The 12382-nt window shown below is 60.4% G+C and carries 9 protein-coding genes and 1 pseudogene; 5 read left to right on the plus strand and 5 right to left on the minus strand.

Annotated elements, in window-relative coordinates; all coding sequences use genetic code 11:
- Window positions 1-337 precede the first annotated feature (337 nt).
- On the plus strand, window positions 338-1615 hold the full coding sequence (locus tag FRT59_RS17540; RefSeq protein WP_153871836.1) for an HAAAP family serine/threonine permease: 1278 nt from the start codon (window positions 338-340) through the stop codon (window positions 1613-1615).
- Window positions 1616-1846: 231 nt separating this feature from the next.
- Here FRT59_RS17540 and acnB read toward each other — a convergent pair whose 3' ends face one another.
- Window positions 1847-4456 carry a bifunctional aconitate hydratase 2/2-methylisocitrate dehydratase gene (gene acnB / locus FRT59_RS17545; RefSeq protein WP_034119870.1) on the minus strand — a complete coding sequence of 870 codons (2610 nt, stop codon included), beginning with the start codon at window positions 4454-4456 and terminating at the stop codon, window positions 1847-1849.
- 395 nt (window positions 4457-4851) lie between these two features.
- On the opposite strand from acnB, the gene FRT59_RS17550 reads away from it, so the two are divergent.
- Complete coding sequence (locus FRT59_RS17550) at window positions 4852-5322, plus strand: DUF1289 domain-containing protein (protein WP_034119869.1); 471 nt, start codon at window positions 4852-4854, stop codon at window positions 5320-5322.
- Window positions 5323-5445: 123 nt separating this feature from the next.
- Here the strand turns inward: FRT59_RS17550 and FRT59_RS17555 are convergent, their stop codons facing one another.
- The gene (locus tag FRT59_RS17555; protein WP_153871838.1) at window positions 5446-6309 is read right to left on the minus strand and encodes a universal stress protein; all 864 of its coding nucleotides are present in this window, start codon (window positions 6307-6309) and stop codon (window positions 5446-5448) included.
- A gap of 147 nt (window positions 6310-6456) precedes the next feature.
- On the opposite strand from FRT59_RS17555, the gene FRT59_RS17560 reads away from it, so the two are divergent.
- Entirely contained in the window at window positions 6457-7059 is a 603-nt protein-coding gene (locus FRT59_RS17560) for a MiaE family protein (protein ID WP_153871839.1), read from the plus strand.
- Here the strand turns inward: FRT59_RS17560 and FRT59_RS17565 are convergent.
- Window positions 7015-7458 (minus strand): annotated as a pseudogene (locus FRT59_RS17565) (MFS transporter); the annotation flags it as partial. The gene FRT59_RS17560 and the pseudogene FRT59_RS17565 sit on opposite strands and share 45 nt — an antisense overlap.
- A 157-nt stretch (window positions 7459-7615) precedes the next feature.
- Between FRT59_RS17565 and FRT59_RS17570 the strand changes: the two are divergent.
- Both FRT59_RS17570 and FRT59_RS17575 read left to right on the plus strand, forming a co-directional pair.
- Window positions 7616-8323: a winged helix-turn-helix domain-containing protein gene (locus FRT59_RS17570; protein WP_034119865.1), complete on the plus strand. Its 708-nt coding sequence runs from the start codon at window positions 7616-7618 to the stop codon at window positions 8321-8323.
- Complete coding sequence (locus FRT59_RS17575; protein WP_153871840.1) at window positions 8324-9601, plus strand: ATP-binding protein; 1278 nt, start codon at window positions 8324-8326, stop codon at window positions 9599-9601. It begins immediately after the preceding gene.
- A gap of 81 nt (window positions 9602-9682) precedes the next feature.
- Here the strand turns inward: FRT59_RS17575 and FRT59_RS17580 are convergent, their stop codons facing one another.
- Both FRT59_RS17580 and FRT59_RS17585 read right to left on the minus strand, forming a co-directional pair.
- The gene (locus FRT59_RS17580) at window positions 9683-10474 is read right to left on the minus strand and encodes a MipA/OmpV family protein (RefSeq protein WP_153871841.1); all 792 of its coding nucleotides are present in this window, start codon (window positions 10472-10474) and stop codon (window positions 9683-9685) included.
- A gap of 17 nt (window positions 10475-10491) precedes the next feature.
- A complete protein-coding gene (locus FRT59_RS17585; protein ID WP_153871842.1) occupies window positions 10492-12315 on the minus strand; it encodes a serine hydrolase domain-containing protein in 1824 nt (607 codons plus the stop codon).
- Between the last annotated feature and the right edge of the window lie 67 nt (window positions 12316-12382).

Below are 12382 nucleotides of genomic sequence, written 5' to 3' on the forward strand. Positions count from 1 at the left end.
TGTGGCTGCTCAATAGCTATGAATGGTTCTGTAACAGTTCAGGTGTTGTATGGATAAAAATATAATTTTTATGCGAGTGATCTCTGAAGTTTTTGTCGGACTCTTCTTGTGTATTTTGTTTGTTACATGAGAGGACGTATTGTCCGTACGACTCTACGGCAGTCCAAATCCTTCACCGACGGCCGTCCTTGAACGGCCGCACCGCATAACCATTCCTCAGCTAAGTCTTTGCTTATTCAAGAGAATCCCGGACAATCCGGCCCTTGTTATGGCCAGGGCGCTGCCTGTCAGGGGTTTCTGACTCGTCCTGGCCGTGTGAATGCGGAGATCCGACCGGATGAATGATCAGGCCAATAGCGTCGACGAACGCTATGCAACGACACCTGCAACCCTCACAAGCTGGAGCCGCCAGGACACCACCTGGATGCTCGGGCTGTTCGGTACCGCCATCGGCGCCGGTACTTTGTTCTTGCCGATCAACGCGGGCCTGGGAGGCTTCTGGCCACTGGTGATCCTCGCGCTGCTTGCGTTCCCGATGACGTTCTTTGCCCACCGAGGGCTGACCCGTTTCGTACTGTCCGGCCGTGAAGGTTCCGACATCACCGATGTGGTTGAAGAGCATTTCGGTATCAAGGCCGGTGCGCTGATCACCTTGCTGTACTTCTTCGCGATCTTCCCGATCCTGCTGATCTACAGCGTGGCCCTGACCAATACCGTCAGCAGCTTCATGGAGCACCAGTTGCACATCATGCCGCCGCCGCGGGCGATCCTGGCGTTTGTGCTGATCCTCGGCCTGTTGGCCGTGGTGCGTTGCGGTGAGCAAGTGATCGTCAAGGCCATGAGCTTGATGGTGTATCCGTTTATCGTCGCCTTGCTGTTCCTTGCGGTGTACCTGGTGCCGCATTGGAATGGCGGCATTCTGAGTACTGCCAGTGAGGTGCCGGCACCGTCGGCGTTGCTCAATACACTGTGGCTGGCGATTCCGGTGATGGTGTTCTCGTTCAACCATTCGCCGATCATTTCGACCTTTGCGGTTGACCAGAAGCGCCAGTACGGCGTACACGCCGAGGAGCGCAGTTCGCAGATCCTGTCCCGGGCGCACCTGTTGATGGTGGCGATGGTGCTGTTCTTCGTGTTCAGTTGCGTGCTCACCCTGTCGCCAGCGCAGTTGGCCGAGGCGAAAGCGCAGAACCTGTCGATCCTGTCGTACCTGGCCAACCACTTCGACAACCCGACCATCGCTTTCGCTGCGCCGTTGATTGCGTTCGTGGCGATTGCCAAGTCGTTCCTGGGCCACTACATCGGTGCCAGCGAGGGCCTCAAGGGCTTGGTGATCAAGACCGGTCGCCGTCCGGCACCGAAGACCCTGGACCGCATGACCGCCGCATTCATGCTGGTGGTGTGCTGGATCGTCGCCACGCTGAACCCAAGCATTCTTGGGATGATCGAGACGCTGGGTGGGCCGATCATTGCATCGATCCTGTTCCTGATGCCGATGTACGCGATCCGCAAGGTGCCGGCGATGGCCAAGTACCGTGGGCAGGCGTCTAACGTGTTCGTTACGGCGGTAGGTTTGGTGGCGATTACGGCGTTGGTGTATTCGCTGATTGCCTAAGGTTTGACACAGCCCTCAAGGGCTGACCAGATCCAAATGTGGGAGGGGGCTTGCCCCCGATAGCGCAGGTTCAGTCGATTGATGGGTGACTGATGCACCGCCATCGGGAGCAAGCCCCCTCCCATATTTGTTTTGTGGTGTTGCTGATACCGTATTGCGGGCATAAAAAAACGCCGCGTACCTTGCGATACGCGGCGCTGATTTACCAGGTATAGCTACATCAACCTACCGTTAAGCTTGAATCACCGGGATGTTGGCGCTTGCTGCGATCTTGCGGAACTCAGCGATCTGGTCGAAGTTCAGGTAGCGGTAGACGTCACTGGCCATGGTGTCCAGTTTCGCTGCGTAGCCCATGTACTCTTCGACAGTCGGCAGGCGACCCAGGGTAGAGGCCACGGCCGCCAGCTCAGCCGACGCCAGGTAGACGTTCGCACCATCACCCAGGCGGTTCGGGAAGTTACGGGTCGACGTCGACACCACGGTCGAATTCGGCTCTACACGTGCCTGGTTACCCATGCACAGCGAGCAACCCGGCATTTCCATGCGCGCGCCAGCCTTGCCGTAGATACCGTAGTAGCCTTCTTCGGTCAGTTGGTGAGCGTCCATCTTGGTCGGCGGCGACAGCCACAGACGGGTTGGCAGCTGGCCCTTGACCTGTTCCAGCAACTTGCCGGCAGCGCGGAAGTGGCCGATGTTGGTCATGCACGAACCGATGAACACTTCGTCGATCTTCTCGCCAGCAACGCTGGACAGCAGGCGTGCGTCATCCGGGTCGTTGGGTGCGCAGAGGATCGGCTCGTTGATCTCGGCCAGGTCGATCTCGATGATTTCGGCGTATTCGGCGTCGGCATCGGCTTCCATCAGTTCCGGGTTGGCTACCCAGGCTTCCATCGCTTGGGCACGACGTTCCAGGGTGCGTGCATCGCCGTAGCCTTCGCCGATCATCCAGCGCAGCAGGGTGATGTTGGAGTTCAGGTACTCGGTGACGGAGTCCTTGGACAGCTTGATGGTGCAACCGGCAGCCGAACGTTCAGCCGAGGCGTCGGAGAGTTCGAAAGCCTGTTCCAGCGTCAGGTCGTTCAGGCCTTCGATTTCCAGGATGCGGCCGGAGAAGGCGTTCTTCTTGCCTTTCTTCTCTACGGTCAGCAGGCCAGCCTGGATCGCGTAGTAAGGAATGGCATGAACCAGGTCACGCAGGGTGATGCCAGGTTTCATCTTGCCTTTGAAGCGCACCAGGATCGATTCCGGCATGTCCAGTGGCATCACGCCAGTGGCTGCGGCGAACGCGACCAGGCCAGAACCGGCCGGGAACGAGATGCCCATCGGGAAACGGGTGTGGGAGTCACCACCGGTACCGACGGTATCCGGCAGCAGCATGCGGTTCAGCCAGCTGTGGATGATGCCGTCGCCTGGACGCAGCGATACACCGCCACGGGTCATGATGAAGTCAGGCAGGGTGTGGTGGGTGGTCACGTCGATCGGCTTTGGATAAGCCGCGGTGTGGCAGAAGGACTGCATCACCAGGTCGGTCGAGAAGCCCAGGCACGCCAGGTCTTTGAGTTCATCACGGGTCATTGGACCGGTGGTGTCCTGGGAGCCGACGGTGGTCATCTTCGGTTCGCAGTAAGTACCTGGGCGAACGCCTTTGCCTTCCGGCAGGCCGCATGCCTTGCCGACCATTTTCTGTGCCAGGGTGAAGCCTTTGCCGGTGTCGACAGGTGCTTCAGGCAGCTTGAACAGGTCGGTAGGGCCCAGGCCCAGTTCTGCGCGGGCCTTGTCGGTCAGGCCGCGACCGATGATCAGCGGGATACGGCCGCCGGCGCGAACTTCGTCCAGCAGTACCGGGGTCTTCATTTCGAAGGTGGTCAGGACTTCATCAGTGCCGTGTTTGCAGACTTTGCCAGCATGAGGGTACAGGTCGATCACGTCGCCCATGTTCATGTTGGTGACGTCGAATTCGATAGGCAGTGCGCCAGCATCTTCCATGGTGTTGTAGAAGATCGGGGCGATCTTGCTGCCGAAGCAGAAACCGCCGGCACGCTTGTTCGGCACGTAAGGCACGTCGTCGCCGAAGAACCACAGTACCGAGTTGGTGGCCGACTTACGCGACGAACCGGTACCGACCACGTCACCGACGTAGGCGATCGGGAAGCCTTGGCCGCGCATTTCTTCGATCTGCTTCATCGGGCCGGTCTTGCCTTGCTCGTCCGGTACGATGCCTTCGCGCGCCATTTTCAGCATGGCCAGGGCGTGCAGCGGGATGTCAGGACGGGACCAGGCATCAGGCGCAGGGGACAGGTCGTCGGTGTTGGTCTCGCCGGTGACCTTGAACACGCGCAGGCTGATCTTGTCGGCCAGGGTAGGGCGGTTGCGGAACCACTCGCCGTCAGCCCAGGACTGGATCACGCCTTTGGCGTGCTCGTTGCCGTTGCGGGCTTTTTCAGCCACGTCGTGGAACGCATCGAACATCAGCAGGGTGTGCTTGAGCTGGGCGGCCGCGACGGGCGCCAACGTGGCGTCGTCCAGCAGCTCGACCAACGTCACGATGTTGTAGCCGCCTTGCATGGTGCCGAGCAGTTCAACAGCGCGTTTCTTGTCGATCAGGGGGGAAGTGGCTTCGCCCTTGGCCAGGGCAGACAGGAAACCGGCCTTGACGTAGGCAGCTTCGTCAACGCCTGGTGGAATGCGGTTGGTGATCAGGTCAACGAGGAATTCTTCTTCGCCAGCCGGAGGATTTTTCAGCAGCTCGACCAGGCCTGCGGTTTGTTCGGCGTTAAGCGGCTGGGGAACGATACCCAGGGCGGCACGCTCTTCGATATGTTTGCGGTAGGCTTCAAGCACAGTTATTACCCTCATCAGTGGTCCCACGGGACGCTCATCCAGAAATGAACGGCACGCATGCGCTCGGGGGCTTTTTGAGCCGCAAAGCCAGCGCTGCCGGCATTCCTTACAGAAGCTGTTTTCAAAGTTTTACGCCTGCAGAACGGAGCTGATGAGGGTTGGCGCGGGCTCTGACCTACCGGGTCGAACCTGCGCCAACACCGTTCTGAAGGAACGACTGTGCTCGTGACGCTTTGAAAACAGCTTCCAGCGGATTATTGGCGCCTTACAAGGCCGGGTGATTCTACGGCAAAAAAAAACTAAAGGTAAGTTACCTAACCAAGTTTGCGGGGTGATCAACCTTAGACAAAGGGCTAACATGGCGCACTGTTTCGCTGATTTGCGTGTCGTTGCCCATGCCCAACCAAACTATCAAGACCCCCTGCGTCGGCCTGTGCTCCACGGTCTACGGCGATCTCGTGTGCCGCGGCTGCAAGCGCTTCCACCACGAAGTGATCCAGTGGAATGGCTATAACGAAGAAGAAAAACGCGCCGTCTGGCTCAGGCTTGAGCAACTGCTGGTACAGGTGATGGCCGGCAAAGTGGAAGTCTTCGACCCCAAGACCCTGCGCGGGCAGCTGGAGCAACGCAAGATTCGCTTTGTGCCGCACCAGTCCGAGTATTGCTGGGCCTACCAGTTGATCGCGCGCGGGGCGCGGGTGATCAATAATCTGGAGGCGTATGGCATGGTGCTGTTGCCGGAGTTTCGCGACTGGCCCTTACCGGACCTGCGCGATGCCATTGATCGTGAGTTTTTCATCTTGTCCGAAGCGCATTACCAGCGCTATATCGCCCCGGCTTTCCTGAAAGATTCGCTATCCACCTGACAGCATGCATCCAAATGTGGGAGGGGGCTTGCTCCCGATTGCGGTGGGTCAGTGAAGGATGGGCTGACTGACACGCTGCTATCGGGAGCAAGCCCCCTCCCACATTTTGCCCTTCACTGTTCTTCAGGGCTTGGTCGCAAGCTCTTGCAGGTGATCCATCAACGTCTGTGGCTTGAGCACCAGCACATCGCTTTCCACCGCATCGAGCACCACCTCCGCGGTATTGCCGATCAATGCCCCGGAAATCCCGGTGCGCGCCACGGTGCCGATGATGGTCACCGCCGCCTGCAACTGATGGGCAATATGCGGGATCAACACATCCGCCGGGCCTTCCTTGATATGCAGGTGTGCGTCATCGACGTCGAACTCGGCCTGGAATGCCTTGCACTGCTCGCGATAGCGCGCCTCGATGGTTTCCTTGAGCTGGAAGGTCGGGTCCGCCGCTGACAGCATCGGCGACGGGTGGGCACTGATCACGTGCAATTGCGCCTTGGCCAGGCTGGCGATATCAAAGCCGTGGTCGATGATCGAGTTGTGCAGCGAGCGGTGTTCGCTGTCTGTATTGCCCACATCGATGGCCGCCAGAATCACGCCGCCGGCCCATGGCGTGGAGGTCTTGACCAGCAGCACCGGCGTCGGGCAATAGCGCAGCAGCTTCCAGTCCGCCGGGGTCAGAAGGGCCTTTTTCAGCGGGCTGTCGGGGAAGTGCTGCTTGATCACCAGGCCGCAGCCCTCGGCCTGCTGCACATCGATGATGGTTTCATGCAGGCTGTCGTTCCACGCCTGTTCGGTGGTAACGCTGTAGCCGTCTTCCTGCAGCCCGGACTTGAGCAGGCTTAACAGCGCGGAATGCTCGTGCTTTTTGTCGCAGACCAGCAAGTGCAGGTGCGCGCCGGTCACTCCGGCAATCAGCTTGGCACGCTTGAGGGCCAGGCTTTCCGAATGCTCGGGCTCGATGACCACCAGGATGCTGCGGATGGCTTGCATGATCGGGTTCTCCAGGAAGGGGCGTGCAACAACTATAGTTGCTGCCTGCCAGACGTCATGTTGATACACATCAAGGCCGGTGGCTGGTGGTCTGCGGCGGGGTCGGTATAATCGGCGCCCTTTTGTGATCCTTTGCCCGTGAGCCCGATGAACCTGCCCGAAATCCACGAATTCCTCGGCTGCCGCACCCCCGACGCCTGGGTCCAGGCCGCCCTGGCCGATCAGGACACCCTGCTGATCGACCACAAGAACTGCGAATTCAAAGCCGCCAGCACCGCCCTGAGCCTGATGGCCAAGTACCACGGCCACGTTGACCTGATCAGCATGATGTCGCGCCTGGCCCGCGAAGAGCTGGTGCACCACGAACAAGTCATGCGCCTGATAAAAAAACGCAAGGTCGAGCTGCGCCAACTGCACGCCGGTCGTTATGCCTCGGGTTTGCGCAAGGTGGTGCGCAGCCATGAGCCGGTCAAGCTGGTGGATACCCTGGTGGTCGGCGCTTTTATCGAGGCGCGCAGTTGCGAGCGTTTCGAAGCGCTGGCGCCCCATCTGGACGAAGAACTCGGCAAGTTCTACTTCGGTTTGCTGAAAAGCGAGGCGCGGCACTTCCAGGGTTACCTGAAGCTGGCCTACCAGTACGGTGATGCCAAGGATATCGCCCAGGTCATCGAGCGGGTTAGGGCAGCCGAACAGGAACTGATCGAATCACCCGACGTCGAGTTCCGCTTTCACAGTGGCGTGCCAGCCTGAGGCCACGGCCACGCCGATCAAGGCGGTGATACCGGCCAGCAGCAGAATCACCGTTTGCATGCCCAGAGGCGCGGCCAGCACGGCAATCGTCAGGCCCGCCAATGGCTGGGCCAGGTTGTTGAGCAAGGTAATCACCCCCACCGTCTTGCCGAAATCCTGCACTGGAATAACCCGTTGACGGGTGCTGCGCAGGTACACGTTGAACATCTTGTCGAAGCCGGTCACCAGCAGGAAGCCCACGGCGTAAGCCCCTACGCCGGGGCTGACGGCGGTGATCAGCGCGCCGACGGCAATCATCGTATACGACAGCCCTCCCATGACTTTCAGCGGCATTGAAGAGCGCGCCAGGTAAAACAGAATGCCGATGGTGACCACCGCACCAGCGGCTTGCAGCAGGGCAGAGCTCCCTGTGAATGGCGTTAAAGATTGCGGGTAATTTGTTAAAAACTCTTAAAAGCATGAAGCTTCGTCGGCGCGTACTGGCCAGCTGCTTCTGTTGGCCAGCTTGCCACCTATAATGCGCACACTTCAATCCGCGCATCCACACTGAGAACTTATGGAAAACCTGGGTCTGGGCAAGGTCCTGCTCGTTGAGGACGATGAAAAGCTGGCAGGGCTGATCGCGCATTTTCTGTCGCAACATGGTTTCGAGGTGCGGGTGGTGCACCGGGGCGATAAAGCCTTGGCGGCCTTCCTGGACTTCAAGCCGAAGATGGTCGTGCTCGACCTGATGCTGCCGGGCCAGAGCGGGCTGCATGTGTGCCGCGAGATTCGCAATGTGTCGGATACGCCCATCGTGATCCTCACCGCCAAGGAGGACGACCTGGACCATATCCTCGGCCTTGAGTCCGGTGCTGACGACTACGTGATCAAGCCGATCAAGCCACCGGTGCTGCTGGCGCGCTTGCGTGCCTTGCAGCGCCGTCAAGTGCCCGAGCCCACCGTGCGCGGTGCGCTGGAGTTTGGCCGTTTGTCGATCGATCGCAGTTGCCGAGTGGTCAGCCTGGGTGGCGAGAAGATCGACCTCACTACCATGGAATTTGAATTGCTGTGGTTGCTGGCCAGCAGCTCGGGCAAGATCCTCTCCCGCGACGACATCCTCAACCGCATGCGCGGCATTGCCTTCGACGGGCTCAACCGCAGCGTCGACGTCTACATCAGCAAGTTGCGCGGCAAACTCAACGACAACCCTCGCGAGCCGGTGTGCATCAAGACCATCTGGGGCAAGGGGTACCTGTTCAATCCGTTCGCGTGGGAGGTTTAGATGCTGCGCTTGTATCTGCGCCTCTATGTCATCCTTGCGCTCGGCCTGGCCGCGTCCATCTGGCTAGTCAACTTCGGCCTGGACGCGTACATGCCCGAGTCCAACGAGACCTATAACCGTGAAGCCCTGCGCGGCCCGGCATGGGCCCTGGTGCAACAGTTGCAACCGCTGCAGGGTGAGGCGCGCCAGGCTCGTCTGGATGAACTGCAACCGCATTATGGCTTGCGCCTGAAACTGGTACAGCGCGACGCCCAGCACCTGAACGAGCGCGAACGCAAACTCCTGGCGAGTGACCAGGTGGTGGTACGCGAGGACTTCATGAAGTTCCTGGCCCCCATCGACAACGGCCCGCAATTGCTTGAAATCAGACTGCCGGAAGAGCCCAGATGGCTGTACCTGTGGGCCTATGGCTTACTCGGCGCAGGCCTGGCCATCGTCCTGTATTTCTGGGTGCGCCCGCACTGGCGCGACCTGGAGCACATCCGCCTGGCGGCGCAACGCTTCGGTGACAACGATCTGGGTTCGCGCATCCTGCTGCCGCGTCGTTCCACCGTGCGCGAACTGGCCGGGCATTTCAACCAAATGGCCGAGCGCATTGAAAGCCTGATCGCCAACCAGCGTGAACTGACCAACGCTGTGTCCCATGAATTGCGCACGCCGATTGCGCGCTTGTCGTTCGAACTCGACCAGCTCAGGCAGCAAAGCGACCCACGCCAGTGTCGCGAGCTGATCAGCGATATGTACGCCGACCTCGGCGAGCTGGAGGAAATGGTCTCCGAGCTGTTGACCTATGCCAGCCTGGAGCGCGGCGCCACCCAGGTCACCCGTGAGAATATCGAGGCCCATAGCTGGCTTGACAGCGTGATCGGCAGCGTAGCCCTGGAAGCCGAGGCAGAAGGGGTGCAGTTGTCACTGCGCACCTGTGAAGTCGACTTTATCCAGATCGAGCCACGCTTCATGGCGCGGGCGGTGATCAACCTGCTGCGCAACGCCATTCGTTATGCCGACCGCCGCGTAGAAGTGTCGCTGGTCAAGTTCGGCAGCGGTTACGAAGTACGGGTCAATGACGATGGGCCGGGCGTGCCGTTGGAGGGGCGCACCAAGATCTTCGAACCCTTCCTGCGCCTCGACGCCAGTCGCGATCGCCGTACAGGCGGGTTTGGGTTGGGCCTCGCGTTGGTCAAGCGCGTGAGCCAGTGGCATGGCGGGCAGGTGGAAGTGCTGGATTCGGAGTGGGGCGGGGCGTCGTTTCGGATGACCTGGGCGTATGCCGAGTAACACTTTTTGAATACTGCGCAGGCTAAATGTGGGAGGGAGCAAGCCCCCTCCCACATTTTCCAATTGGTTTACCAACATTAATCAGAAGGTGTATTCCAGCGCCCCGATCACCGACGTCTGCAACCGCCGCTCCACAATCGGGCTCTTGCCCGCTTCATCCGCCAGGTATTGCACATCCAGCAGCGTCGAGAACTGGGTGTGCTCACTGATCGGCACGCTCCACACCAGGTTCATGCCATTGCTGATATTACCCGCGCCGGCCTTGTATTCCTTGAAGCGGCTGCGCGCCGCCTGGCCGGTGGTCACGCCGTACCAGGTCTGCAGGTAGTCACGGTCACCGAAGTGGCTGTTGAGGCTGGCATCGACCGAGCCGAAGCGGCCTTCATACAGGTTGGTGCCCAGGCTCAACTCCAGGTGGGTGTAGGCTTTGCCGGTGTCTTTGTGATCATCCTCCTTGAGCGCATGCTCCAGGGTAGCGCCGATGATCACACCACCCAGGTTGTAGGCGGCGCTCACGCCCACTTGCGGGCGTGATTTGATCTCGCCCATACCTTTAAGGCGTTTGGAGCCGGCATGCATGCTCTCGTTTTTATCCTTGCGTGAGCTGCTGGCGCCGACATAGGCGCTAAAGCTCAAGGCGTTGCCTTCGTAGCCCCAGCCCAGGCCCTTGTCGGTGTCGAGGAAAAACCCCCAGGGGCTGACGATTTGGCCGCCCAGCAGCGGCGCGGTCATGCGTTCGTCGCTGCCACTGTAGCGGGGCGCGTTGGCCACGCCGGCCTTGAGGCTGTATTCCCAGTCTTCGGCGAGCGCAGTGTCGGCAGCGGCGAGCAGGCATAGTGAGGTCAATGACAGGCACAGGTTTTTTGAGCGCATCAGGGTGTTCTTCCAGGTTAGAAATTCAAAGGTGTGTGGGGTGAATGCGTGCGTTTGAAGGAGTAGCCCGAAGCGCTCAGGCCGTTGACCTGGCGGCTGACGGTGTCGCCCAGGCCGTAGCCGCTGCCGGCCAGCACCGCGTGGGCATTGTCGACGGGCAGCAGGATGTAGTCGGTCAGCGGCTCGTCATGCAACTGGCCGCGTATCACCAGGAAGCCTTCTTCCAGGCGCACGCTGATACCGCTCAATGGCGCGTCGGGTTCATGGCTGTTGAGTACCTGGTAGGTGCCGATAGTGTCGGCCCAGGTCGTGGACAAAGGCGGCGCTTCGATGCGCTCGCCAATGGCGATGCGTTGGCCGTGGCTACGCGCAGTCAGCATCTGCCGGCCTTGTACCGTGACCACGTCCAGCTGTACGCGGCCCAAGTCGCCCAGGTCCTTGAGCCAGAAGCCCAGGACTTTTTTCTGGGCGCGTAGCCAGCCTTGCTCGTCGCGCAACAACTCAAAGGTGTAGCCGGCCAGTTCGCCTGCCAGGTGTTCGTGGTCATCCTTGATGCGGAACACGCCCCAGGCGGTCGCGTAAAATCCCGACAGACGCTTGCGGTCGACCGCCGCTGGTACATGGCGCAGCTTGAGGCCGTGGCTGGGCGCCTGGCAGTCGTCGGCGCAGACGGCCTTGCCGGTCTGCGCCTCGAGCATCAGGCGCAGGCTGTCGGTGGACAGCGACACCACCATTTCTTCGGCATTGCTGTCGTTGGCCATGATGATCACGGCCAGTTGCTGGTCCGGCAGCAGGGTCAGTTGCGCGGCGAAATCATCACCGCCACCGCTGTGCTGATAGGTGCGCACGCCAGGCCCGACCGGCTCGTCACCGCACGGCGCGAGGAACCAGCCCAGGCCCATCTGGCAGTCGAAATCCAAGGCGTTACCGGTGTTTTGCTGGGTGAACATTGCGTCAATCGACGCGCTGTCCAGCACCTGGTTGCGTTTGTAGGTACCTTTGGCGAACAGCATCTGCACATAGTGGCTGAGGTCCTTGGGGCTGGCCCACAAGCCGCCGGCAGCAAGGTCACGCACCTGGGCGTCGGTGCTGGCGTTGCCATTCTCATAGCCCAGGGCGCGGAAGCTCAATTGCGCGCCGGTGCCGACGAAACTGGACTGGTTCATCTGCAGGGGTTTGAACAGGCTGCTTTGCAGTTGGGCCTCGAAAGGCTTGCCGCTGCTGCGCTCAATGGCGGCACCCACCAGCGAATAGCCGAGGTTGGAGTAAGCCACCTGGGAACCCGGCAGGCTGCTCAGCCACACGCCCGATACGCGCATCGGCATCTGCCCCATGGCGTAAGTGCTGCGCAGGTCACGCAGATGTTCGCTGGGTAAGCCGGATTGATGGCTGAGCAAACGCCGCAACGTGATCGCACGATCCGCTTCGGCCTGGTCGCTATGAAAGCGTGAGCGTACGTAGAATTCGCGCAGGGTGTGCTGGATCGGCGCATCCAGCGCCAGGCGCTGTTGCTCCACCAGTTGCAGCGCCGCTGTGGCGGTGATCAGCTTGGAAATGCCGCCGGCCCGAAAGGCTGTGTTGGGCGTGACCGGCACACCCTGGGCCTTGTCGGCCAAGCCGAAGCCGCGGGCCCAGATCAACTCCTGGCCATTGACCAGGGCAATCGACAAGCCCGCCACATTTTCCCGGGCCATCTCCCGGGGAATGCGGGTTTGCAGGTAACGGATGATTGCGCCGTAATCGCCTTTTTGAATCGGCGGCGGGGCAGGCGGTTGCGAGTGGCAACCGATACTGCCTAGCAGGCAACCCAACAGCGGAATACCGCGCAATGTGCGAAACATGAAGAGCACCCGAATGGTGGTTTGGATGCTCGAATGCTAGGGCCGTGGGGGCCAACAATCTTTGAGT

The sequence above is a fragment of the Pseudomonas haemolytica genome, assembly GCF_009659625.1.
In the GTDB taxonomy this organism is placed as follows: domain Bacteria; phylum Pseudomonadota; class Gammaproteobacteria; order Pseudomonadales; family Pseudomonadaceae; genus Aquipseudomonas; species Aquipseudomonas haemolytica.